Origin of the sequence: Castellaniella daejeonensis (assembly GCF_039523555.1) — a bacterium.
Classification (GTDB): Bacteria; Pseudomonadota; Gammaproteobacteria; order Burkholderiales; family Burkholderiaceae_B; genus Castellaniella; species Castellaniella daejeonensis.
Genome location: NZ_BAAAFN010000013.1, coordinates 23,874 through 45,216, shown reverse-complemented (window position 1 = coordinate 45,216; position 21,343 = coordinate 23,874). Strand labels below are relative to the sequence as shown.

Genomic DNA, 21,343 nt, shown 5'->3' with positions numbered 1-21,343 from the left:
ATTACACAGGGTTTTCCACAGGAATTGTGGACGTTTAGAAGTGAACTCTTGTGCAAGCCTGTGCTTGGATTTTTTAGTTGATGGATTTTGCTGAAGATCGTCCCTGTCGTCGTGACGAACTACTTTCTGCGTCCGGTTCCGTAGCTGCCCGGGAGCATGAGCCGAGAATCCATGATGTCATGACTGGACTTTTCCCCTTTCGCTCTACGCCTTGTGGGTTGCGCTGTTGAAGTTGACTTGAACATGTTTTTTGCTGCTCTCTTCGTTATGGGCTTAGACAAGTCAACTGCTGTGGTAGCTGTTCGGTTTTTCTGGGCGCGTTTGTTTACCTCGGCAATTCGCTCGGGAGTTGCTTTTTTGAAGTAGCGTGGTTTTGCATCCATGATGATGAAGTTCAGCTTTGGCCGAAGTGAGGCAATAAATTCATTGACATGAATACTGCCATCTAAAACGATCAGGATTTTTTGCAGATAGCAAAAATCTCCATGCTGGACTGCATGCGCTGTCGCCATTTTCACAGCAAGGTCGTATATGCCTGACTGACACAACTTCTTCAGATCGAGGAATGGCCGGATCCTTGGATCGCTGATTGACATTATGAAACTTTGCAATTCTGCGGTCCTCTGTTCATACATGAGCAATGTTCCTTCGGTTTTAGCGTTTATCCAAGAATGCGGTCGTCTTTTCGGAAAAGCCCCGGTATCGAATCTGCACCCTGGCCACCGGCAAATCCCCCGCCAACGCCACATACCCCTCCAGCACCGGCAGCGCCTGGATCTGCGCCGCCGTCACCACGTCCTCAACCGTCCGATCCATGTTATCCGACGTGTTCCGATGATCCACGCTGCGGCTGACGCTGTATTTTGGCCGCTCGACCTCGTGTTTGCCAAGGCTTTCGCTCATGTCGCGGGCGGTCTGCGGGTCGGTACGGGATCCGCCCAACACGACCAGGTTGCGGAAACTCGCCCGGATGGTGGTGGCCATCGTCCTGCCGTACAGGTGTTCCAGCTGGGATGTGCTCTGCAGGCCAGCCACGATGCGCAGCCCATTTTTGCGGCCTTTGGTGAGCCCCGCTTCCAGTGACGGCAGCGCCTCCAGGCTCGCCAGTTCGTCAATGAAAAGCCACCAGCGCCTGTCGGTGCCTTCGGGCATGGACAGAATCGAAGTGATGAAGACATCGGCCCAGGACGACACCAGGGGCCGCATGGAGCTCATCATGTCTTCGCGCCAGTTGATGTACAGGTTTCCGCCGCCCGGCCTGTCCAGCCAGTCACGGATGGAGAAGGGGCCAGGCTTCATGCTGGTGTGCTCGGACAGCTTGTTGGAGAGCACGAATCTGGCGGACGACAGCGCCTTGCTGGCTTCGCTGGAGCCGACGAACAGGGATTCAGCCAGGGTGCCGTCCAGGAACTGTTTGAGCACCTTCGGATCCTCGATGGTGCAGAGACGAAACAGATCCATGATGCTGGCCTCGGTGCCTTGCAGCTGGTACAGCTTCTTCGCGGTTTCGCGCAGCAGCAGCCGTCCGAAGTCGTTCCATTCCTCGGCGTTCTTGTCCTGGCTCATGGGCACCAGGGAGTGTGCGAGGCGTTTCCAGTCGTAGTCGGCACGGACTTCGTTGAAGAAGGACCAGCCCTGGGTTCTGGCGTCATAGGGGTTCAGGATCACATCGCCGGGTTGCCAGAATTTGCTGAGCAGATCGCCATTGGGATCGATGACGATCATACGGTCGTTGCGCATGGGCGGTTGGCCAGGCAGATGGTGCCGATGCGTGCGGGATCGTGCCAGCACGGATGCTGCCATATTGCGCAGCAGCACCGATTTCCCGGACCCTGTGGCACCACTCACCAGAAGATGCAGGTTTTCATTCGCGGTGGGCATGGGGATGCCTGCCACGTCGATCTGCTGTTTGCCAGGTTCAGTGCAGAGCTTTGCCAGGTGTTTGGCCGTGGTCATGCGGGTGCCGCGCACGAAACGCTTGTAGGCGGCCCCTTCGAAACCTTCGGTTTTCGCGGTGCGGCCAACAAAGAGAATCAAGGCCAGGGCCAGAGTCAGGCCTACGCCCAGTGCCCCGTAGAGCAGGGGATAGCCTGGGGTGAGCTTCACGAAATGCCAGGCCATCTGGCGATTCCAGTCACGCCAGGCGATGCCGCTGCCGTAGGTGGCAGCGGTCATCCAGGCCCCCATAGGAAAGAGCGCCAGGGAAAAGGCGGCAATGCGCCGCCGGGTGATGGGGGAAATCAAGGTAGACATGGGAGCCTTCGTAGAATCAGGGGATCAGCCACTGGCCCAGCGCCAAACCTGCGAGCAACCCGCCCAGCACACCAGAGGCACCGCCAATGACTACGGCGATGAGTGTCATGCGCCGGGCGGCTCGGTGCGTGATGCGTGCACACTGGGCTGCCTCCTGGGCCAGGCGATCCAGCCGGGTGTTGGTCGCATCCAGCATGGCCTGGATGGCCTGCTGGTGCTGTTGGTGAATGGGCTTGGCGGTGGCATCCAGGGTGGCCGTGAGCTGTCGGGCCAGTTGCTGGGGCAGGACCTGCTGGGTGTCGGCCACGGTCTGGATCTGCTGTTGGGCGGTATCCAGGTTTGTGCTGACGGTTTCGAGCCGATCCACGAGGCCGGCGACTTCACCCAGCACCTCGCGGTACAGGAAATCCAGTTTGGTACGCGCCGGGTTGCGTTCGTCGGCCATGGGCTTATTCCTGAGCAGCCGCGAAAAGCGCGGTGAAGGCGCGATTCAGCTGCCGGTCCACGGGCTTGGCCAGGGCCCGAAGTGCGTGGCGGTTGCTCAGGTGGGCGATCCGTTGACGGTCGCCGGGATCGGTGCTGCGCAGTAATGCCCGGTAGTCGGTCTGATCGGCCAGGACCTCTGCAATGGTGGTGCGCCCATCGGCCAGCAGCTCGAAGACTTCGTTTTCGAAGACGGCGGCCTTGGGGTTGGCCACGAATGCGCCGTTCTTCAGGGCGTAAGTCGTGATGGGCATGAATTCATCTTCGACGGTAGTTTCCACCCGGTTGAATAGCACGCGGATGCGGTCGGCGGCGACTCCGAGGCCTGAAAGCGCCATCACGGTCTTGATGGTTTCGCGCTGGGCCTTGCCGGTGTTGATCACCGGCAGCACGAAGTAGTCCAGCTCCTCATAGGCGCCTTCGTAGCGGTTCATGGCCGTCAGAAAATCTTCGATGTTGCTGGCGCCCACGTCCACGATGGCATCGTCCAGCGTGAGCAAATCCCGAAACAGCTTGCCGAATTGCTCGCCGCGCAGCTGGTCGATGTCCAGCCCGAGATCGCCTGCGGTTTCGTTGGTGGTTTCGATGGCGAAGATCTGGGCCCCATTCATGCGCGGGGCGAGCAGATGGGATGCGGTGACAGTTTTGCCGACGGAACCGCTGTAGTTGAGGATGGCGACTTTCATGAGGATGACTCCTGGGACGAAGAGGGGGATGACGGGTGACGGGTGCGCTCTTTTCGCTGCTGTGCTTTGCGCAGGGCTTCGCCTTCAAGGCGTAAGGCTTCCAGGTCGATGTGCATGTCACGGATCTGGCGCAGATCGCCAGGGGTTTCGATGCGTCGCGGGCGACCCTGGATGGCTTGATCCGCAGCTGTGTGGATTTCAGCGGCAGCGTTACTGGGCTGGTCTGGCTCATCGGCTGGATAGGCTGGGCTTTTCTCGGGCTGATTGCCCGGTGAGCGTCTGGTCTTGCGCCAGCGATACAGCGAGCGCTCCAGCAGTCGTGGCTTGATTGGCAGGCCTGCCAGGGCCAGGTCATCGAGCAAAGCGGCGTAGGGCAGGCCAGTGTCCACGCAGGTCTGGAGATAGGGCATCAAGGGACGTAGCCGGGCGGCCAGGCTGGCGCGTTCGTCAGTCTGGCTCAGCAGGCGCTTTAGCTCAGCCACGTTGGCGGCAGAGTTCATGGAAGCTCCTTGTGATTTTCAAAGCGGTGGGTGGGGTGCCATGACTGGCCTCAGTGATGCAGGGCGGGCAGCACGGTGGCTTGCTTGCCGTCCAGCCAGGCCAGGCCTGCGGCGTGGGCTTCGTCATAGGCGCATTGATCATCGGCAAAGCGCACGGACTGGCCACGGGCGGGGAAATGCCCGCAGCCGACTTCCTGGTTGTGATCGAGCAGGCGCAGCAGGTAGCCTTCGCCGTCGCCTTCACGCGGCACGATCTCGAACGAGAAGCGCAGCCGGGCCTGGGCCAGCTCCATCTGGAATTGCCGGGCAACTGTCGGGATGCGGGCGGCCCAGTCGCTGCCGATACGATCCAGGGCGTCAGCGATGCTGTAGCCGCGTTCCTGCAGCCAGTCACTGCGATCCAGCACCAGGGCGGCGGTCAGCGCTTCGCCTAGGCTGAGGGCTCCGATGCCTTCACGGGCGGCCCGATGGGCGATGGCGAGCATCCGGGTGTCGAGATTTGCGTGTGGGTTCTGGGACATGAGAACTCCTTGGCCCTGCGGGTTCAGGGCGATGACGATGGAGGGAAAGAGGGCTTGCCCGAAAGGGCGGGTGTTGGTCCGTTGCTGACCAATGCAGCCGCCAAGCGGCTGCGCTGCGTGGCAGGCTGAGATGGTCTGGGGATGAGGCGATCAGGCTGGATGGTAGATGGACTTATCCACAGGCCTTGCTGGTAGAAATAAGGTAGAAGAAAGGTAGAAGGCGTTTAGATGGCTGGAAAGCCCCTATCCATGCGGGTTTCCAAAAACTGAGCGCGATGTTATGCCGATAAAGCGCGATGCTATGCCGATAAGCCGCGATGTTATGCCGATGCAGGCGCGATCTTATGCCGATGCTCAAAGACACTTATCCACAAACAAAAATTGGTCATTCATTGATCAATTTTTGACCTGTTTGGCGCCGTCTGAATTGATAGGCGCGATGTTATGACGATGGATTTTCAGCGATCCAGACGGGTCCAGACTGCTTGTTCGTGGCCTCGGGTGGCGGCCTCGATACGGGGTTCCGCGATCACTTCCAGGGCCTCCAGTTCGGCCAGGCTGCGCTCCAGCGTCACCCGAAAATCCCGCAGGCGGCCGGTGTACTGGGCGCGTTCCTTCAGGATCTCCAGGCTGTACTTTTGCTGCGTATCGGCCGATGTGCCGATCAGGCGCTGCAGGCTTTTGGACAGGTCGTGGCGCATCTGCAGACGCTTGGGCCAGTCCACCAGGGCGTATTCCCGATTGCTGAAGATCTGCGCCCAGCGGGGATCGGCATAGATCGTGTAGCTGCCGCTGCGTTCGTCGTAATCGAAGCCACCGATCATGGCCAGTACGCGGGCCGATGGGGGGTTGCCGTAGCTGTACTTGACCGTGCCGTTCTTGCGCCGTGCCTCGATGCATAGGGTAAAACGCGCCAGATCCTTCATGCCCTCGTGCAGCCAGTCGTACTGACTGCCCCCAGTGGGTCTGCCCATGCCGCGCAGAAAGTCTGCACGGTTGATGGTGGGGGCCTCACCCAGCAAGGCGGTGGTCTGCAGGTACATGGCGTGCATCCAGATATCGGCGTGATCCTCGGTCAACTGCTTGCCCGAGCCCTTGAGCAGAATGTTCGTGCCCTGCAGAAAGACGGTGTCATCGTGCATCGCTCGCCAGCCCCGGCGCACGGGCGCGAAGATGGCGCTGCGGGCGATGTAGTTGGGAATGGCGCGGGCCGTCTCATTGATGCCGGGCACGATGAAGGGGGCCGGGGTATGGGCCTCCTTTTCAGCGGCGGCGGCAAGGGCGTGCTGGGCCTTTTGCTGGGCGCGTTGCATGGCAGCCGACAGGCGCAGCAGGTTGCTGTCGTTGTGAAAGGGCAGGCGTGTGGATGTGGTCATGAAATACTCCAGACAGGCCCGCATAAGGCCTGCCTGGTCGTGTGCAGCGCCTCACACGGGTACAGGGGGATAGAGCCAGCAGACGGGGCTGCGTGGCCGTGGATAATGAAAGGGACGGGCTGCTTACTCAGGCCCGTGCCGTTGCGGCTCGAACCACAGTTCCTTGAGCTGAAAGCGCTCGAAATACAGCACGATGTCCACGGTCTGGCGCAGGAATGCCTGAATGGTGGCCAGATCCAGATTGCCGCCCGAGGGCGATTGCTTGATGAGCACGGCCAGCCGGTCGAATGTATCGACGGCACCATTCGCATGGGTGGTCGTGACCGACCCCGGATGCCCAGTGTTCAAGGCCGCCAGGTAATCCCAGGTCTCGGGCCCGCGCAGCTCGGCCAGGAAGATCCGGTCCGGGGACAGGCGCATGCAGGCGGCCAGGCTGTCGGTGGCCGACACACGGCCTCGCGTGCCGCCATACATGAGATGGATGCAGTTGCGGTGGCGGGGCAGGATGAGCTCGTGCACGTCCTCGATGGTGATGAGCCGTTCATCGACGGGTACTCGGTCAATCAGGGATCGGGCAAAGGTGGTCTTGCCCGACCCCGTGGCACCGGCTACGACCAGGTTCTTGCGCGCCTGGATGGCCGCATGCAGAAAGGCGGGGATGTCGCCTGCGGATTTGAGCGCCATGAGCTGCTGGTCCGTCGCAGACAGGCCACACGCTTCGCGTTGCGCAGCGATGTCTGCGACGGCATCGAATGCCCCCTGGGCCTGCAGTTCATCCAGCGTAAAGGCCGTCTGGGTGTGCTTGCGGATATTGATGGCCATCGTCCCGTCCAGGCAGGCCGGGGGCTGCACGATCTGGCCGCGTTCGCCACCCGGCAGCAGTACCGACAGGATGGGGCCCTTGGCCATGTGGTTGTAGGCCGCGAGAGCCGTGGCCAGGGCCTCCAGATGCGGGTAGGTCAGCATCTTGCAGTCATGCAGCTGCCAGGCCCCACGGACCCGGGTGTAGAGTTCGCCCGCCCGCACGATGGCGATCTCGGTGACGGCAGGATCGGCCAGGTGGGCGGCCAGTGGCCGCAGAAAGGTCTTGACCGCAATCGCCCGGTCAAAGGGCAGCGGCTCAGGGGATGGGTTCAAGGTCATAGACTTGGCTGAAGTCCAGGTCTCGCGCCACCATGATGCCGATGCGCGTGCCCTGGTTCTTGTAAAGGGTGGGAGGGATGTCGAGCGACTTTTCCAGGATCTTGGCGACAACTTCCTGACCGCCTTCGCGGGTGTTGTCGAAACGGATGTTGTTGCTGCCAGACTGCCCTTGGTTGGCTGCCCAGCTGCCGAAGTCTCCGACCAGCGACAGCAGGATGGCGTTGCCAAAGCGCTGCCAGAAATGATTATCGATGTGACCATCTACGCCCGCTTCGCCCAAGGGGTCGGTGCCCGGTGACCCAAGATTGACGATCACACCAGCGGGCGTCTCCAGCCGGTTCCAGGTGACAAAGGCGCGGGCCTGGCCCTGCACGATGCCGCCGGACTGATAGCCCGTGAACTTGGTCCCGGCGTCGATCAGCTTCACTTTGCCGTTGGTGCTCATCACGTCGTGGGTCGCCAGGCAGGTCAATAGCCCCGCCTGGGTGCTGACCAATTTGGTCTGCAGCGTGCAGTCGATCATGGTGCCCTGGGTGAGCAGGAAATTGCGGTCACCCAGTTGGCCCGCGACCGATGGTGCGAGTTCCAGGGGCCGTAGCTTGTCGGCAAGCGGCCCGGCGTCGGCCAGTGGCCCGCCAGGATCAGCGGGGTGGCTGGCTGCGGAGCCTCCATCGGCGGCACCGGCATTCAGGGGGCTCGCGAGCCTGCGTTGAGCCACTTCATCCACGGGCGGTGGTGCGGCAGGCATGGGCGGGGGGACATAGTAGGAGCGGCTTGGTTCTGTGGGTGGAGGCGGTGCTTCTGGCTTGATTGCTGGGGCCGGGCGTTCGACCTTTGGAGCCGTCAGGCGGTTGGTGATGCCGCTCTGGTCAGCTTCCAGGCCCGTGGCGCTGGTCTTCTCGGTGTCGCGCCCCCAGGCTTTGAGCAGCACGCCTGCGGCCACGGCGAGAGCCACGAGGATGGTGAGCCACAGAAAGGCCCGGGCACCGCGCGGGGCGCTGCGGCCGGTGTTGCCCAGGTCCAGGGGCTCACGCTCCAGCTTCGGGTGATCGCGGCCAGGATTGTCCGGTTGGCCTGCTTTATCAGGGGTGGTGGCCGAATCGCTTAGCGGCCCGCCGTATGGTTCATGATTCATGGGGTATTCCTTGCTGGGCTCACTTCTCGAACCCGGAAAGAGGGCACGGGCATGCCCGAGGGCTGGCTGCTGGCTGGTCGCCCTTGCGGGGCCTGTGAAGATTGGCCCTTGATCCGCCGCTTGACCGTCGGCGATGCCGTCCCGGTATGTGCTGGTGGCGGCGTTGCGCCATAGGTCTCGTTGTGGATGGCGAGCACCAGATCGCCCAGGCGCAGATGCCACAGGGCGGATGTCCGGTGCAGCACCAGGGTGCGGTCGTCAGCCATGTGAAAATTGGTGATGACTTCCTGGCCGTCGGGTGTGACCCGATAGACCGCCGGGATATCGGCACCAGGCGCAAACTGCAGCCAGGTCTGGCGGCCATCGTCCCAGGCATGGACTGGGGCAATCGCCGTGTCGCCGTTTCGGGTATAGGCCAGCCAATTCACGCGAGTGGGGGTCGCCTGCAGGGATCGCTCAATGGCGGCTTGCTGGGCAGCCTGGTCGCGCTTGCGGGCTTCAGCCTCTGGGTACCGGATGACCAGCTTGTAGAGGGCCGGGGCGCTGCGGCTGTCGCTGTAAGACAGCCGAAAACTGTAATCGCGCTGGTTGGTCACCACGATCAGGTTGGTGTTGGCATCCTCGGCCGTGGGCTTGAAGAACAGGTGATTGTCCTTGTACGTGAAGGCATAGGCCTGGCTGTCACCGAAGACGTGATAGACGTAGCGTTCGTCTGGGGCCAGCACGATGTGGGTGGCCACACCGATCACGGCGTCCAGCTGGATCACGTCGGCGGCGTTGTAGTTCACATAGCGCACGCGATGATCCAGGCGCGAGGATCTGGGAGTTTCCAGGGCTAGGGCAGGCCCTGCAATCGCCAGGCTCAGCATCAGGGCCAGTGCCTGGCGGCTGGGGAGGTGGTCAAACATGGGATTTCCTTCTGATGCGGTTCGACATCAACGCGAGAGATCGGCCGCCAGGTCATAGCGTGTCACCTGAAAGCCCAGGGGATTGCGTCGGGCCACGGCTTCAGTCAGCGGCACATCGGCATACTGGTAGGCCATGGTGGCAATGAGGTGCCGCACCTTGGTCGCCTCGCCGGTAGTCACGTCGCGTTCGGTCTTGGAAAAGCGCACGATGGCGGCCTGGTTGGCTCCTAGGGTGATGGAATGCACCTGCACATCCACTGTGCCCTGGGTGCGCAGGCGGGTGGTGACGGCCTCGGGGCCTTCAAAGCGTTTGCCGTAGGCCGTCTGGATGGGTGGCGAAGACAGCAGGGCGCAGGTGTCGAACTGCTCCTGAATGGTCTGCCAGCTGTAGCCTTCGCAGTTCAGCACATAGCTGTTCAGGAAATACTTGGCGATGCGCTGGCCGTAGTCCTCTAGCGGCTGGCCCAGACGGCTGACATGCTCGATGCTGCCCGTGGCGTCGTCCACGCGCACCACATACATTTCCGGCGGCTGCTTCAGGGGCGTGAGGCCCAGCACCGCGCCGACGGCCACCAAGGCCAGGATGCCCGCGGCGAGTGCCACCTGCCAGGCCCGTTTGCGACTGGTCACCAGTTCGCCCAGATGGTCGCGCTCTAGGCCTCGGGAGCGCTCCAGGTAGGCGGCGATGTCTTCGGATTTGAGGGTGTCGGCCATGGCTCAGGCTCCGTCAAACGAGGGTGGCGTGGCGTTCACCGGCACGCGGTGAGAATCGGCGGGCTGCGGGGGCTGGGGCGCGTGAAAGGCGCAGCCAGCCAGCAGCCCTGTGAGTGCCAGGGCGGCGATGAGGGATTTCATGGGAAACGGGCTCCTGGCCTGCCGGACGAGCGTGTCGGGCAGGCAGATGAGAGAAGGGGAATGCCGACTGCTGGGTCTGAGAAGGCCAGAGGGTCGGCAGATGGATTACTTGGCGCGGGGACGCAACATGCTGCGCAGGCGTAGCACCGAGAAGGCACCGTGGGCGGCTGCACCGATACCCAGGCGGGCGCCGAAGCCATTGGACAGCCCTGAAGCCAGGCCGGGCAGCATGATCATGACGACCAGGCTGGCGATGCCGACCAGCATTTGGGCCCCAAAGAGCGACAGGATGTCCTGATCACCGGCATTGATCTGGCTTGCAATCATGCGGATCAGCTGGATGTTCATTTGCAGCATCAGGCCAAAGATGAGGCCTGCCAGTAAGGCCAGGAACACGAAGTTCAGGGCCTGTGAGACCCAGCTGTTGAAAAGCGGCTTGGTGGGCTCGAACAAGGTCGCCGCAATGAAGATGGGCCCTGCAGCCACGACGAGCGCCATGCCCACCTTGCAGACCACAATGATGACCATCACGATGCTGCCCAGGACTGCGGCGTTGATGCGTACCAGGGTGGCCAGAATGCTGACAAGAATCTTCCATGTGGAAGGAAGAAATCCCAGTACTGCTCCATCTTCATCGGCACCCAGCATGATGTTCGAGGTCTTGCTGCTTTCGTTCTGGAGTTTGTCTACTTCCTGGGCCACATTGCCTGTGCCCATCGCGAGCTCGGTCATGTCGTCTGGCAGGGCGATCATGGCTTTGGCAATGTCGTTCTGGTACAGCCCACCGGCGCCGAAGAACAAGGAAATGATGACCACCAGGATGGCTTTGCGAAAGAACTCCGTGACGGTCATGCCGCCCTGGCCGTGCATCAGGGCGAAAGCGTAGACCACGAACTGCAGCGTGAGGCCCACGACGATGACCGGCATCAAGGCCTCGAACAAAGCTTGTATGGGACTGTTGACCGCATCACTCAGGACATTCTCGGTCTGGGTCATGACCCATTGCGCGATTTCGCTGGGTGCTGTGGGTGGGCTGATAGGGGGAGTCAGGCCAGACATGATGCTGCCTTACTCAGTTGCGCCAGTGGTATCACCAGCCTTGTTGGCATTTCCGAACCAACCACCGTAGACGTGTTCAGCACGAGCCTGCAGCAGATTGCGTTCGGCTTCCAGCTGCTGGGAGGCAAGCTGGATCCGGGCCTGTTCGGCCTGGATATTGGCCTGTTCGATCTGGATGCGTGCTTGGAGCTCCGCGATTTCCTTGGGGTTGGTGGTCTGGTTGATCTTGTCCTGCAGGGCGTCCACATTGGCCAGGCGTCGGGTCATGGAGTCGTAGGCCCTTTCGCTCATGGCCTTGGACGTGGCCTCGATGTTCAGCGCCCGTTTGGACAGGGCCTGGCGATCTTCCTGAAAATTTACTGGGCCCATCACCTGATCGGTGATGCGGTTCACGTCCCCATCCAGGCTGGATCCGCCAGACCGGTCCAGCAGATCCTGCGCACTGGCGGGCAGAGCTGCACGCAGCTGGTTACGGATGTCGGGATTGCCCACGACGTTGCCATAGCCGCTGGACTGGGTGAAGGCAGCCAACTGGCTTTTGGCGGTGGCCAGCTGTTCGGTCAGGTTCTTCAGCTGGTCCCGAGCAGTGAGCAGCTGTTCCTGCAGCTGGGCGATGGTGGCGGCATCGATAGTGGGGATGCCACTGGCGTGGGCAGGGGTCATAAAAGCAGCGGACAGGGCGATGCCCGCCGCAAGCAGCTTGCAGCGTGTCATGGGAATACTCCTGGAATGATTACAGGTGGCCGACGGGCATCGGCCTGTGGGATGCGTGAAGTGAGGCTGCCCGAGCGGGTCAGCTCTTGTTGATGACGCTTTGGTATTGCGCTTCGGTAATGCGGTGGGCCTTGGTGCGGCCCGACACGATGGCGTCTTCCTTTTCGTCGTAGGCCAGGTGAAGCGTGTCGGCTACGACCAATACGTTTTCAGAGTCTTTGATGACAGCAGGAACCGTTCGGGTTCGGTATCCCACGTTTCCGACGATGCTCCATGCCGTCTCTTTGAAGAGAAAGCTGTCGCCGTTGCGTGTGATGTGAATAAGTGCAGGGTGATTGCCTTTGTCCGACTTCCAATATCCGATGAACTTCTCCCCATCCGGTTCCGTCTTGCATCCGGCCAGGATAGTCAGCAGGGTGGCGCCGGTGGCGGCAATGAAATGTCGTCGATTCATGGGGTGTCCTGTGGTGATGGGTTGGTAGGGTTCGCCTGGTGCCGCTTGAAGGCGGCCCAGGCATCGGCCACGCTGCAGGCGGGCCCAGCTTTTGTAAGCCAGGTCGCGCGCTCTGTCGGTTTCAGGATGTTCCACCAGGCCATGCCCATGGCTTCGTCGGCGGTGGGTGGCCGGTCGAGGTTTGCAGGAGTCACAGGCATAGGTCGGGGCCCTCCTGTTCATGCGTCGGTGCCTGCAGCTGCAGAGGGTGATCGAAGCGCACACCAATGAGATCAGCAATCCGCTGGATGTCGGCCGGTTCTGGCCGATGGCCGTTCACTTCGTGGATATGCAGGCTGTAATACTTGTGTACACCTTGCCCGAAATACTCCTGATCCTCGCGCGGAGTGCTGGACGAAAACCAGAGATAGGGCGTGTGGCGGGGATCGGAGGCCGACGGCAGGTCCAGGCCGTAGTCTTGGCCAATGCGCTGCAGTTCGTCGGCATCGACGGCTTCGCGTTCGATTTCAGCCGTGCCTTCGCTGAATTGGCCTGCCTCTCGGTCTTCAGGTGTCCAGCGTTCGCCATAGATCGAAATCAGGAAGCGTTCTTTGGGAGGATCGGGTTCCGATTCAGGGCCAGTCAGGCCCAGGCGGTCATAAAAGGCGGGGGCGTGCTGGTGATCCTGTGCCGGGTGGTGATTTTGTTTCGACTGCTCCAGATCCTGGCGGCGAGATTCGTCCGCGCGCAGCCGGTCCTGAGCATGGGGTTCATGCTTCATGGTGTGGTTTCCTTGTGAGTGGCCCATGGGTTGATCATCTTCGTGGCGTCACGAAAATGATCTGGCAGGCTTTGTGAAGCAGCCTGCTGCGGCGTTGGTGGCTGGGCTGTTTACCGATGCGCCTGCCGGACAGCAGCCAGGTACACCGGCAGCCAGGCAGCGGGATCCGGACCGGCCTGGGTCACGGCAGCTTCCGCAATCTCGGCCATGTCGGGGCTGCCGGAGAAGACCAGTAGCTCGTCTTCGCAGCCAGACAGATCCAGCTGTGCCACGGTGACGCTCGCCCCTTGCTTCACGAGGAACTTGCGGCTGGCTTCGCCCAGGCCGCGTAGCAGTTCGAATTCCGCAGGCGTCAGGCCAAAGCCTTCGATGTAGTCGCGGGCGCGGGCCTTGGGGTTGGGCAAGAGGATGAGCGTCGCGGTCTGCTGCACCAGGGACGGCCCTACCGGGTTTTCGGTGATGGCCCCCGGTTCCTGGGTGGCAAAGGCGAGCACGCCGTTCTTTTTGCGAATCGTGCGGCTCGCGTCCTGCATGGATTCCTGAAAGTGCGCGTCCTTCAGGGGATGCTGGCACTCGTCGTACAGATTGATAATGCGTCGACCGTCGTGCAGAGCGTCGATCCGATGCTTCAGATACAGGGTGGCGGCCCCGCGCACATCATCATCATCCAGCAATTCGGTCAGATCAAAGCCAAAGATCGCAGGCTTGCCGCTCGTGGTCTCCAGATCCAGGTGATCACCGGGATTGTCGAACACCCAGCCGTATTCCCCGCCCTGGCACCAGGGGGCCAGCCGCGCATGGATGGTGCTGTGCGACTCGTCTTCGCTGTAGGGGTTGGGCAGCAAGGTGTTCAGGGTTGAAAGCGTGCGTGCAGGCCGGTCGATGAGCGTCACCAGCTGCTGCACGGCCTGGGTGATGTCGGCCCGCTGACGGGTGCTCACCGCTTCGCCCCGACGTTCGGCCAGGTACACCACCAGGCGCACCATGAAGGCGACATTGCCCTTGGTGGGCTCCATCTGAAACGGGTTCCAGCCGGTCGCTTCACCCAGGCGGATGTTGAAGTAGCGCCCGCCCAGCGCCATGATGAGCACCTGCATGCCCTGATCCTTGTCCCAGACCACGCAGGTTGCGCCAAACTTTTGCGCCTGAGTCAGCAGCATCCCCTGCAGCACGGTTTTGCCGGTGCCGGTCATGCCGATGATCATGGTGTTGCCGGGTCGCCGCTTGCCGGTTTCATCCAGGTCTTCGGTAGAGGCATGAAAATTGAAGAAAAGGGGTGATCCCGTTTGAGTTTTCAGCATGGTGACCGCCGGCCCCCAGGGGTTGCCTGCAGGCTTGCCGGTCAGCTGATTGTGCAGGCTGGAAAAGCACAGGAAATTGAGCGATGTGACCGGCACCGGTCGGGGCCGCCAGTGCCAGTTGCCCGGCAGCTGCGCCCAGAATCCCGCTTCCAGGGCTCGATCCAGCGGCCGAAAGCCTACCGCATTTTCGGCCAGGGCCGTGGCCGTTTGAGCCAGCGCCTGGCGCACGCCTTCGGCCGTGTCGCCGTAGAGGAGGATCGTGGCGTGGTGGTCGCCCAGCCCCAGACGGGCTGAGGTCAGGTCATCCATCACATCCGCGAGCTGGGCCACTTGGCTCGCCGAATCGTCGCCCGAGTCGACCAACAGCTTGTGATGCTTTTTCACGAGTTTCTTGGCGGCAGCCCCCGTGTGGCTGCCCCAGGACTGGGTCAGCACGAATTCATGGGGTAGGCCCAGCAGCCGATCCAGATGGCCGGGTTTGGTGGTTTCCGGGTAGTCGCGCAGTTCCATCATGCCAAAGATCCGGGATCCGACCACGGTGCGCAGTTCGCCCAGCTCCCCGTGCCGCCCGAAAATCGGCCGAGCATGGGGCAGGGTCTCGCGCAGGCGCTCCCGGCTGATTGCCACGGGCCGGTGGGTACCTGAGAGCAGGAAGCCCAGGAATTCAGCGGTTTCACTGAAGGCCAGGCCGCTGCGGTCTACGATGCCGAGGATCTGTGGATCGTAGCGGTACAGGCCGGCCGTGAGTGCCCGCAGGGTGCTGGTCAACCGCTCGATGGACTCGGCCTGCCAGTGCGCCAGCCGCTGCCCGTTGGCCTTCTCCAGGCTGGCGAAGGTGCCAAGGACCGGGTCTTCAACCGGGTGAATTAGCACGGTCAGGTACAGGTCGTTCACCATGAGGCCCGAGGTGTTGAACGTCGCCCGATAGGCCGCGTCGAACCGGGTGGCAAAGGGCTGCGCAAAGGTGCTGTCCGGGTATTCCGTCACGCGCCTGCGGATGATGTGCGAATAAAGGCCCAGCGATCCCATGGGCAGGCCGCGCAGCACGTTGTGCAGGGCTTCGATCCAGTCTTTCAGTTCCGCTTGGGCGTACGCATCCGGTGCCCGTCCGGCCACTTTGATGACTGCCAGATATTCATGGTTATCACACGCGATGATCCGATCTGTGACATGGTGGGAATAGGGCAGGTAGCGGGAAACCAGCCGTTCATCGACGGCGAGAGCTGCGGCTGCTGTCATGGGTGATTCCTTCGGTGAATAAGGCTGTGCCAGGGGCGATGCCGGTGATAGCCCTGGGTGGCGTAGCTGGATCCGCGCCAGAATCGCTGGTTGCGGTTCATGCGCCGGGTCTTGATCTCCAGCCACAGGACATCGAGCGCCTTGTCGTCGTCGCGGGTGGCAATGGCCAGGGTGGGCATGACCACGAAGAGCAGCCCCCACCAGGCGAGGCCCGCCGTCATGGCGATGACCGCCACGCAGACAAAGGCCCCGAGCAGCAATGTCGTGGGGATGCCCATGAAAGTAGCCTTGCGCCCCAGGCCCTTGAACACGGGGTAGGTGTTGGGATTCTGGTGGGTAGCGGGTGTCTGGGCGGTGGCGTCCTGGTGGCGAGACTGAGTGCCGTTGGTGTGTGTGGCCATGGCTTACTTCCAGAGCAGCACGACCAGTTCCGCAGCGGAACCTGCCAGCAGTACGCCGATGCCCCAGCGGATGGCGTCGTCCTTGCGCATGACTTCGGCGGAATACAGTACGAAGATGATGACGCCAATGATGACGGCGGCAATCGGCAGAATCACATCCAGATTGTTCTTGAGCGTCTGCAGCGTCGTCTGGGCTCGCGAGAGGCCGCCCATGGACTGAGCGAATGCCTCTTGATGGGCCCCGGCCAGTATGCACAGTGTCGCCACGGTGCGGGCGAATCGTCCTTGAAGTGTCTTGTTCTTGATGCATTGCAGTATCGGCATGGCATGGCTCCTGCCCCAGGCGCTGCGGTGCGTTGGGGAAATATTGGTTTGTCGGGGACCGTCTTTTGATACAGTTCACGGGTTCAATGTGAAATGCTTATGGGGATGGGAATTGATGGTGACGATTGATAAGGCTGCTGAAGGGCTTGAGCTGCTCAAAGAATCTATCCTTGAACATGTGGCTGCTCATCCCGATGGGATTGGTAATAGCGAAATTGCCCGTGATCTTCATCTGGAAAGTGATTTTCAAGGCAAACAGAAGAATTACCTGACTTGGTCCGTCATTGGCCTCTTGGTAAACGATGGCCAATTGGTACAGGAGAAACGTGGGCGCTTCGCTTTTTATAGAATCCCTGTAGGCTCGGAAGATCGGTGAAACGAGCCAATCCAATCCTATGGGCTTGGGTGAGCGGAAGGTGTGGCTTTACTGGAGAATCCGTCTGGAGCGGGATTTGCAGCGAAGCCGTCTGGAGCGCCTTGGGACCTGGTCTCTGATGTATGGGCAGGATCTGCCATATCCTCTGGAACTGATGTACCAGTATCAGGGATTTGTTCCTGAGCTTTCACGGGTTTCAGCGCCGGCACCTGGATCCCGGCCTGTGCCAGCACCTTGCCCACATAGCCATTGGCAAAACCTCGGCGAAAGTTGCCCGTGTTGTAGCAGGACAGCGCCGCCCGCAGGGCTTGTTGCTGATCCCGATGACTATTGAGTGCCCTGGCATAGCAATCGGACAGCACCGTCTGGACAGCTGCCAGATTCCTGCAAGGATCGAAGACCGTGGTGCTGGTGAGCCCCAGCCAGTCCCAGTTGCGCACATTGATCTGGCCCAGCCCCGCATCGAAGTCGATGCCCTGGGCGATCAGGCGTTCAGCGGCCTGGCTGGCAGTTTCCAGATCATGCGGCTGTTGGGGCAGGGCCTTGCCCTTGCGGTTGACGCCAATGGCGTACTGTCGTGCACCAGACTCGTGACGGATCAGCGCATCGAGCGTCACTTGGTGGATGTTGGGGGCACAGGCCAGGGCCAGGGCGGCCAGGTTGGCAAGCATGGGGCCCTCCGCTCAGAGACCCGCACGCTGCCTGGGGTCAGACAGCGAGAAGTTCCAGCCCTGGGCCCATTGGCCACCGTGATCGGCATCCCAGCGGGCCTGGGCGGCCTCGTAGTCCTGGGCCTTGACCCAGCGACCGCCCATCGTGGGCCGGCCCACATAGCGCACGGACAGCTCATAGGTCCAGTCGTGATCGTTGTAGGCCACGCACCAGGTCGGCAGCTGGGTCAGCGTCACCGTAGACAGCGCCTGAACTTCGTAGATGGGCTCCCGATTGCCGGTCACCGCATCGTAGCGATAGCCGCGTTTGCGCCATTTGTAGGCGGTGTCGGCATAGCTGCGGTTCAGATAGTCGGCATCACATTTGCCCGCACCGTGCGAGATAGCCTCCACTCGCTTCGGCATGCCAGGATCGGCTGCGGCCGGGCACTGGCTCAGAAAGGACCGACGGGCAGCAACGGTGGCACCCCAGTCCAGGCCGTGGCGATTGAAGCGCTTGATGCCGAAATAGTGCTCAAGCGATGGGCTGCATTCACTAGGCCGCAGGCTGGAGGACAAGCACAACGTGGCTTCGCAGGCCAGACGCGGGATCCCGGTCAGCAGATCGGTAGCGTCGGCAGCGTGGGCGACAGGAGCCAGAGCGCAGGCGAACGCCAGCGCCCCAGCCCGCAAGGCGGGAAGGGTTTGCATGGGAGGTGTCTCCGGGGAAGGGGAAAGAGAAAAGCAGATGGCCGCGATCGGGCCGGGGATGGGTCAGCGCGAGCGCTGCAGGTTCTGTCGTGCCAGATCGATCTGTTCAGGCTTGGCCATGGCGCGAACCAGGTGAACCGTCTCGACCGCCGCCAGGCGGGTATCGCGCAGCTGGCCCAGGTCGGCCACGATCTGGCGCAGCAGTGTCAGTTCTTCCTGCAATGTGTCGTCAGCCACCAGGCAGCGACGGACATAGTTGGACAGCGACAGCCCGGACAGGGCGGCTGCCTCGCCCAGACGCGCAGCATGGGACGGGGTCACCCGGATGCGGATGACCTCGGAGAGGAGTTCATTCATAGGAGTTTCCTGCAAAGAAAGTGACAGATTGCTCGTGCAGGCACGGGGAGCCCGTCGCCCCGCCTATGGCAGGTCGGCGGCACGAATCGCGCGCAATACTTCTCGGAAGACATCGTCGAAGGGCGGTATATGATTCATTTGGTGCGCGAGCCGCTGAGACCATAGCCGCCGCAGACGGTCTTCCTTTTTCGCGATTGCTTGCTCCATGCCCGTGAGGACACGTTGACGCAGTTCCAGCTTCGCTTCGAGTTCGGGCAGCATTTCCGCAATTCGCAGGTCAGCCGAATCGAGCAGATACCATAGGTCGTACAGATCGCGGGGTTCGTTGCGCGCCCGATCACTCAGGGCGAGAAGTTTCTCTATGACGATTTCCTCGATGGCGTACACCTTCACGGTCGGCCCCGCTGGCAGGTCGTCAAAGCCGTCGTAGGTCCGATGAACCGGGCGGTCTTGCAGCGGAAAGCACAGAACCTCGCGAATGGTGACATCGACCTTCACGTCGTTTTCGGCAGGCAGCGGGCCCTGATAACGCAGGTAAAAGGTATGACTGTTTTGGTGGCTGTGGCGGTCTGAACGATCAAATGCGATGCGCAGGCCAGCTTCAGCGTCGATGGCCGCAAAAATTTCATCAAATCCGGCCAGTATGTCTTCGAGCGAGATCGGGTTGATCAGCGTGAAATCCAGGTCTTCAGAAAAACGGTAATCCTCGAACCAGCAGCGGCGCAAAGCTGTTCCTCCCTTGAATGCCAGCACGTCGCGCAGCGGGTGATTTGCCAATCCAGTCAGGAACCAGGCCAGCACGTAGTCGCGTTCGATGACAGATTCCGGAATGCGGCGGCCGCCAGCGGTGACCAGCGCGTTCGAGATCATTGAGATGTTGCGTTGTGGGATCATCAAGTAAACCTTATGCTGTCCAGTTCTTCGGCGGGCACATTGAGCTGGAGCTTCCAGCGGGATAAGTAGGGCCCCTCCGCTGGAAGCAAGGGGTCGAGGCGCAGGTAAGAGGCGGTCAGTTGGGAGAGCAAAGGCTCCAGCGTTGCCGCATCAGCCAGTTCGTAATGTTCCAGCAAGTAACCCAGACGGCGGATGACGGCACCAACACCGAGACGTTGGGCGTAATCCATCAGTCGCCGGATATTCAGCGTGTCTCGCTTCATCCACAGGCCTTTGGCGACCTCGGTGATACCACCAACGTATGCTGGGTGTCTGAGGCCATCGATGATGGTTCGTTCCATGTCGCTGATCATGACGAAGCGCTGTTTGTCGATCCAGTGCTTCATGACTCCGAATTCCTGTTTATCCGTGATGAGGACAAACCGGAAGTCATAGCCACCGACGGTCTGCGGTCGGACCCGTCGGGTGCTGGAAGCGTAGATGGTGAAGTTGGGTTGGGTCACCATGCGGTGCAGTTCGAATGCCGTGCCGTGCGACAGGAAGTAGGGCGCCGTACCAGCGAGTTCTCTGGCGATGATGTACGGGCTATCGACGTGCTCTGTGGCGCGGCCGAGCTCAAAAGGCACGAGGTTGTACAGCCCGGGCTTCAACCGCGTTACCAGGCCTCTTTGCTGGGCCTTGTGCACCAGATTGCGGGCGGCTGAGGGCGACAGGCCAGTGATGGAGGCGACATCGGCGACGTTGAACGTAGACCGGCGCTGTTCGTTCAGTTCAACGAGCAGCTGCGCAGCACGCGGGCCAAGCGTCTTGATGTGAAAATTACTTTCTTTGTTCAATTCATATCTCTATAGGAGACACTACGCGCATAGACAATAACATAAATTATATTTTTCGTGCATAACAATTCCTTATAAGGTGTGTTTTGACTAGAGAACATAAATCTTATTCGGGGTATTGTGCATCCTGGTCATGCGTTATCCTTGAGTGAGTTGATGTCGTCTGGTAACAGAGCAGCGTAGGGCCCAAGCCCGCAGGAGACGGGCCTTTCAGCAGAAACCGGTGGTATTGAAGGCGCGAAATCAGCGTCTCAGAGAAAACTTTCGACAGGTCTAGGAAAATCCAGTTTCCAGCCATGAAGTCCCCGGCATCGCCATGCAGGCTCCGGTATTTCTGAGCGGGCATCCCAGAAGGGTATTTTTGATGGTATTGGCGAAGCCTGGCAGAAAATTAGCCAATGAAATCAATGTCATTCACCAGCAAACAACCATTGAGTGGGAATAATCCCGCGTCCGGCAGCCACCGGCAGGATCAGGCACCAGACACACCCAAGCCCGCGTCATTGCGGGCTTTTTTTGCTTTCAGTCTGGCAGGGACTGGCTGGGACAGTAATCCCCCCATTTCGCATTTCTACTGGTGAATTCTGCAAAGAGAGGATCAGAACTGGTAATTCAAACCGATCTTCACCGTGTGCATCGACAGGTCGGAACGAATATCGTACGGTTTTCCGCCGAAGGCGCCGCCGATTATGTTTCCACTGATCGTGGTGGTGCCGAAGTCCAGGTAGGCGTATTCGGCCTTGATGGTCCAGCGCTTGGTCATTGCATGCTCTACGCCCGCGCCCAGCTGGTAGCCCCAGCCGATCCGTTTGGACGCACTTGCCGTCGAGTTGCCGCATGGGCCTGCGGTACAGGTATCCTTGAATCCCGATCTTGCATTTGAATAGAGGACCCCGGCCTTGGCATAGAGCAGGGTGCGGTCCCATGCATACCCCAGACGGGCGCTGAGGCCACCATACCAGCCTTTGTCGACTGTGCCGGAAGCATCGTAGGGGATGCCGTATGGATCTGTTCCCGGTTGTGCTGCGCTGCCGCTGAGATTCAGGCGGCCGATTTCGCCTTCCAGGCCGAAAATCATGTGGTCACGTTGCCAGTTGTAGCCGGCGTTGATTCCGGTGATCAGCCCATCCGAATCGACTCCCCATCCGACCGTGGGATAGGGAGGTGCGCCGTTGTATTCGCTGTCGGTAAAATCCGAATCGCCCCACCCATACCCGATATGGATGCCGGCGTAGGCGCCAGACCAATCGAACGGCGGCTGTTCTTCTGTTGCGGCCGGGGCAGCATTTGCGGTAGTGAAAAAGCCGATGCCGGCCAGTATGAATGCCCCCGTCATTGTGTTTGTCTTCATATGGCTCCCTTATTGATATTCTGGAGATACACCATATACAGATATCACAATTTTTA

At 60.9% G+C, this 21,343-nt stretch carries 26 protein-coding genes; 1 reads left to right on the top strand and 25 read right to left on the bottom strand.

Features of this window, described 5'->3' with window-relative positions; genetic code table 11:
* Positions 1-119: 119 nt before the first annotated feature.
* The 19 genes from ABD022_RS08960 to ABD022_RS08870 all read right to left on the bottom strand — a co-directional run bounded on the left by ABD022_RS08960 (position 120) and on the right by ABD022_RS08870 (position 16,112).
* Positions 120-635, bottom strand: coding sequence for a hypothetical protein (locus ABD022_RS08960; RefSeq protein ID WP_343821012.1), 516 nt, complete (start codon positions 633-635; stop codon positions 120-122).
* A gap of 19 nt (positions 636-654) precedes the next feature.
* Positions 655-2,175, bottom strand: coding sequence for a type IV secretion system DNA-binding domain-containing protein (locus ABD022_RS08955; protein WP_343821010.1), 1,521 nt, complete (start codon positions 2,173-2,175; stop codon positions 655-657).
* 94 nt (positions 2,176-2,269) lie between these two features.
* Positions 2,270-2,698: a hypothetical protein gene (locus ABD022_RS08950; RefSeq protein ID WP_343821009.1), complete on the bottom strand. Its 429-nt coding sequence runs from the start codon at positions 2,696-2,698 to the stop codon at positions 2,270-2,272.
* Positions 2,699-2,702: 4 nt separating this feature from the next.
* The gene (gene stbB, locus ABD022_RS08945; protein WP_343821007.1) at positions 2,703-3,422 is read right to left on the bottom strand and encodes a StbB family protein; all 720 of its coding nucleotides are present in this window, start codon (positions 3,420-3,422) and stop codon (positions 2,703-2,705) included.
* A complete protein-coding gene (locus ABD022_RS08940; RefSeq protein WP_343821006.1) occupies positions 3,419-3,922 on the bottom strand; it encodes a hypothetical protein in 504 nt (167 codons plus the stop codon). The genes stbB and ABD022_RS08940 overlap by 4 nt, the downstream gene beginning before the upstream one ends.
* A 50-nt stretch (positions 3,923-3,972) precedes the next feature.
* Positions 3,973-4,443: a hypothetical protein gene (locus ABD022_RS08935; RefSeq protein WP_343821004.1), complete on the bottom strand. Its 471-nt coding sequence runs from the start codon at positions 4,441-4,443 to the stop codon at positions 3,973-3,975.
* A gap of 458 nt (positions 4,444-4,901) precedes the next feature.
* On the bottom strand, positions 4,902-5,819 hold the full coding sequence (locus tag ABD022_RS08930) for a TrfA (protein ID WP_343821003.1): 918 nt from the start codon (positions 5,817-5,819) through the stop codon (positions 4,902-4,904).
* A gap of 123 nt (positions 5,820-5,942) precedes the next feature.
* On the bottom strand, positions 5,943-6,962 hold the full coding sequence (gene virB11 / locus ABD022_RS08925) for a P-type DNA transfer ATPase VirB11 (RefSeq protein ID WP_343821002.1): 1,020 nt from the start codon (positions 6,960-6,962) through the stop codon (positions 5,943-5,945).
* The gene (gene virB10, locus ABD022_RS08920) at positions 6,940-8,097 is read right to left on the bottom strand and encodes a type IV secretion system protein VirB10 (protein ID WP_343821000.1); all 1,158 of its coding nucleotides are present in this window, start codon (positions 8,095-8,097) and stop codon (positions 6,940-6,942) included. The genes virB11 and virB10 overlap by 23 nt, the downstream gene beginning before the upstream one ends.
* Entirely contained in the window at positions 8,094-9,005 is a 912-nt protein-coding gene (locus tag ABD022_RS08915; protein ID WP_343820998.1) for a TrbG/VirB9 family P-type conjugative transfer protein, read from the bottom strand. Before ABD022_RS08915 ends, virB10 begins: the two co-directional genes overlap by 4 nt.
* A 27-nt stretch (positions 9,006-9,032) precedes the next feature.
* Positions 9,033-9,719, bottom strand: coding sequence for a VirB8 family type IV secretion system protein (locus tag ABD022_RS08910; protein WP_343820997.1), 687 nt, complete (start codon positions 9,717-9,719; stop codon positions 9,033-9,035).
* 3 nt (positions 9,720-9,722) lie between these two features.
* Positions 9,723-9,860 carry a conjugal transfer protein gene (locus ABD022_RS08905; RefSeq protein WP_343820996.1) on the bottom strand — a complete coding sequence of 46 codons (138 nt, stop codon included), beginning with the start codon at positions 9,858-9,860 and terminating at the stop codon, positions 9,723-9,725.
* 105 nt (positions 9,861-9,965) lie between these two features.
* Positions 9,966-10,856 carry a TrbL/VirB6 family protein gene (locus tag ABD022_RS08900; RefSeq protein ID WP_343820994.1) on the bottom strand — a complete coding sequence of 297 codons (891 nt, stop codon included), beginning with the start codon at positions 10,854-10,856 and terminating at the stop codon, positions 9,966-9,968.
* A 72-nt stretch (positions 10,857-10,928) separates the two neighbouring features.
* Complete coding sequence (locus ABD022_RS08895) at positions 10,929-11,633, bottom strand: TrbJ/VirB5 family protein (RefSeq protein WP_343820993.1); 705 nt, start codon at positions 11,631-11,633, stop codon at positions 10,929-10,931.
* 79 nt (positions 11,634-11,712) lie between these two features.
* Complete coding sequence (locus tag ABD022_RS08890) at positions 11,713-12,087, bottom strand: hypothetical protein (protein ID WP_343820991.1); 375 nt, start codon at positions 12,085-12,087, stop codon at positions 11,713-11,715.
* Positions 12,088-12,277: 190 nt separating this feature from the next.
* Positions 12,278-12,847, bottom strand: coding sequence for a hypothetical protein (locus ABD022_RS08885; protein WP_343820989.1), 570 nt, complete (start codon positions 12,845-12,847; stop codon positions 12,278-12,280).
* Positions 12,848-12,957: 110 nt separating this feature from the next.
* Positions 12,958-15,387, bottom strand: a complete 2,430-nt coding sequence (locus tag ABD022_RS08880; protein WP_343820988.1) for a VirB4 family type IV secretion/conjugal transfer ATPase — start codon at positions 15,385-15,387, stop codon at positions 12,958-12,960.
* Complete coding sequence (locus ABD022_RS08875) at positions 15,384-15,788, bottom strand: VirB3 family type IV secretion system protein (protein WP_343820987.1); 405 nt, start codon at positions 15,786-15,788, stop codon at positions 15,384-15,386. Before ABD022_RS08875 ends, ABD022_RS08880 begins: the two co-directional genes overlap by 4 nt.
* Positions 15,789-15,791: 3 nt before the next feature.
* On the bottom strand, positions 15,792-16,112 hold the full coding sequence (locus tag ABD022_RS08870; RefSeq protein WP_343820986.1) for a TrbC/VirB2 family protein: 321 nt from the start codon (positions 16,110-16,112) through the stop codon (positions 15,792-15,794).
* Between ABD022_RS08870 and ABD022_RS08865 the strand changes: the two genes are divergently transcribed.
* Positions 16,111-16,488, top strand: coding sequence for a hypothetical protein (locus ABD022_RS08865; RefSeq protein ID WP_343820984.1), 378 nt, complete (start codon positions 16,111-16,113; stop codon positions 16,486-16,488). The two genes, ABD022_RS08870 and ABD022_RS08865, sit on opposite strands and share 2 nt — an antisense overlap.
* A 17-nt stretch (positions 16,489-16,505) precedes the next feature.
* Here ABD022_RS08865 and ABD022_RS08860 read toward each other — a convergent pair whose 3' ends face one another.
* The 6 genes from ABD022_RS08860 to ABD022_RS08835 all read right to left on the bottom strand — a co-directional run bounded on the left by ABD022_RS08860 (position 16,506) and on the right by ABD022_RS08835 (position 21,287).
* On the bottom strand, positions 16,506-17,159 hold the full coding sequence (locus ABD022_RS08860) for a lytic transglycosylase domain-containing protein (RefSeq protein ID WP_343820982.1): 654 nt from the start codon (positions 17,157-17,159) through the stop codon (positions 16,506-16,508).
* A 12-nt stretch (positions 17,160-17,171) separates the two neighbouring features.
* Complete coding sequence (locus ABD022_RS08855; RefSeq protein ID WP_343820981.1) at positions 17,172-17,849, bottom strand: TrbM/KikA/MpfK family conjugal transfer protein; 678 nt, start codon at positions 17,847-17,849, stop codon at positions 17,172-17,174.
* Positions 17,850-17,912: 63 nt separating this feature from the next.
* Positions 17,913-18,206, bottom strand: coding sequence for a plasmid mobilization protein (locus ABD022_RS08850; protein ID WP_343820979.1), 294 nt, complete (start codon positions 18,204-18,206; stop codon positions 17,913-17,915).
* 63 nt (positions 18,207-18,269) lie between these two features.
* Positions 18,270-19,100: a nucleotidyl transferase AbiEii/AbiGii toxin family protein gene (locus tag ABD022_RS08845; protein ID WP_343820977.1), complete on the bottom strand. Its 831-nt coding sequence runs from the start codon at positions 19,098-19,100 to the stop codon at positions 18,270-18,272.
* Positions 19,100-19,936, bottom strand: coding sequence for a type IV toxin-antitoxin system AbiEi family antitoxin domain-containing protein (locus ABD022_RS08840; protein WP_343820975.1), 837 nt, complete (start codon positions 19,934-19,936; stop codon positions 19,100-19,102). Before ABD022_RS08840 ends, ABD022_RS08845 begins: the two co-directional genes overlap by 1 nt.
* Before the next feature lie 598 nt (positions 19,937-20,534).
* Positions 20,535-21,287, bottom strand: a complete 753-nt coding sequence (locus ABD022_RS08835) for an outer membrane protein (protein ID WP_343820973.1) — start codon at positions 21,285-21,287, stop codon at positions 20,535-20,537.
* Positions 21,288-21,343: the final 56 nt, after the last annotated feature.

What these genes read in the sequence shown, in the direction of transcription:
- ABD022_RS08960 (WP_343821012.1), bottom strand. Translation starts at nt 635, where the DNA reads ATGTATGAACAGAGGACCGCAGAATTGCAAAGTTTCATAATGTCAATC.
- ABD022_RS08955 (WP_343821010.1), bottom strand. Translation starts at nt 2,175, where the DNA reads ATGACCGCTGCCACCTACGGCAGCGGCATCGCCTGGCGTGACTGGAAT.
- ABD022_RS08950 (WP_343821009.1), bottom strand. Translation starts at nt 2,698, where the DNA reads ATGGCCGACGAACGCAACCCGGCGCGTACCAAACTGGATTTCCTGTAC.
- stbB (WP_343821007.1), bottom strand. Translation starts at nt 3,422, where the DNA reads ATGAAAGTCGCCATCCTCAACTACAGCGGTTCCGTCGGCAAAACTGTC.
- ABD022_RS08940 (WP_343821006.1), bottom strand. Translation starts at nt 3,922, where the DNA reads ATGAACTCTGCCGCCAACGTGGCTGAGCTAAAGCGCCTGCTGAGCCAG.
- ABD022_RS08935 (WP_343821004.1), bottom strand. Translation starts at nt 4,443, where the DNA reads ATGTCCCAGAACCCACACGCAAATCTCGACACCCGGATGCTCGCCATC.
- ABD022_RS08930 (WP_343821003.1), bottom strand. Translation starts at nt 5,819, where the DNA reads ATGACCACATCCACACGCCTGCCCTTTCACAACGACAGCAACCTGCTG.
- virB11 (WP_343821002.1), bottom strand. Translation starts at nt 6,962, where the DNA reads ATGACCTTGAACCCATCCCCTGAGCCGCTGCCCTTTGACCGGGCGATT.
- virB10 (WP_343821000.1), bottom strand. Translation starts at nt 8,097, where the DNA reads ATGAATCATGAACCATACGGCGGGCCGCTAAGCGATTCGGCCACCACC.
- ABD022_RS08915 (WP_343820998.1), bottom strand. Translation starts at nt 9,005, where the DNA reads ATGTTTGACCACCTCCCCAGCCGCCAGGCACTGGCCCTGATGCTGAGC.
- ABD022_RS08910 (WP_343820997.1), bottom strand. Translation starts at nt 9,719, where the DNA reads ATGGCCGACACCCTCAAATCCGAAGACATCGCCGCCTACCTGGAGCGC.
- ABD022_RS08905 (WP_343820996.1), bottom strand. Translation starts at nt 9,860, where the DNA reads ATGAAATCCCTCATCGCCGCCCTGGCACTCACAGGGCTGCTGGCTGGC.
- ABD022_RS08900 (WP_343820994.1), bottom strand. Translation starts at nt 10,856, where the DNA reads ATGACCCAGACCGAGAATGTCCTGAGTGATGCGGTCAACAGTCCCATA.
- ABD022_RS08895 (WP_343820993.1), bottom strand. Translation starts at nt 11,633, where the DNA reads ATGACACGCTGCAAGCTGCTTGCGGCGGGCATCGCCCTGTCCGCTGCT.
- ABD022_RS08890 (WP_343820991.1), bottom strand. Translation starts at nt 12,087, where the DNA reads ATGAATCGACGACATTTCATTGCCGCCACCGGCGCCACCCTGCTGACT.
- ABD022_RS08885 (WP_343820989.1), bottom strand. Translation starts at nt 12,847, where the DNA reads ATGAAGCATGAACCCCATGCTCAGGACCGGCTGCGCGCGGACGAATCT.
- ABD022_RS08880 (WP_343820988.1), bottom strand. Translation starts at nt 15,387, where the DNA reads ATGACAGCAGCCGCAGCTCTCGCCGTCGATGAACGGCTGGTTTCCCGC.
- ABD022_RS08875 (WP_343820987.1), bottom strand. Translation starts at nt 15,788, where the DNA reads ATGGCCACACACACCAACGGCACTCAGTCTCGCCACCAGGACGCCACC.
- ABD022_RS08865 (WP_343820984.1), top strand. Translation starts at nt 16,111, where the DNA reads ATGGCATGGCTCCTGCCCCAGGCGCTGCGGTGCGTTGGGGAAATATTG.
- ABD022_RS08870 (WP_343820986.1), bottom strand. Translation starts at nt 16,112, where the DNA reads ATGCCGATACTGCAATGCATCAAGAACAAGACACTTCAAGGACGATTC.
- ABD022_RS08860 (WP_343820982.1), bottom strand. Translation starts at nt 17,159, where the DNA reads ATGCTTGCCAACCTGGCCGCCCTGGCCCTGGCCTGTGCCCCCAACATC.
- ABD022_RS08855 (WP_343820981.1), bottom strand. Translation starts at nt 17,849, where the DNA reads ATGCAAACCCTTCCCGCCTTGCGGGCTGGGGCGCTGGCGTTCGCCTGC.
- ABD022_RS08850 (WP_343820979.1), bottom strand. Translation starts at nt 18,206, where the DNA reads ATGAATGAACTCCTCTCCGAGGTCATCCGCATCCGGGTGACCCCGTCC.
- ABD022_RS08845 (WP_343820977.1), bottom strand. Translation starts at nt 19,100, where the DNA reads ATGATCCCACAACGCAACATCTCAATGATCTCGAACGCGCTGGTCACC.
- ABD022_RS08835 (WP_343820973.1), bottom strand. Translation starts at nt 21,287, where the DNA reads ATGAAGACAAACACAATGACGGGGGCATTCATACTGGCCGGCATCGGC.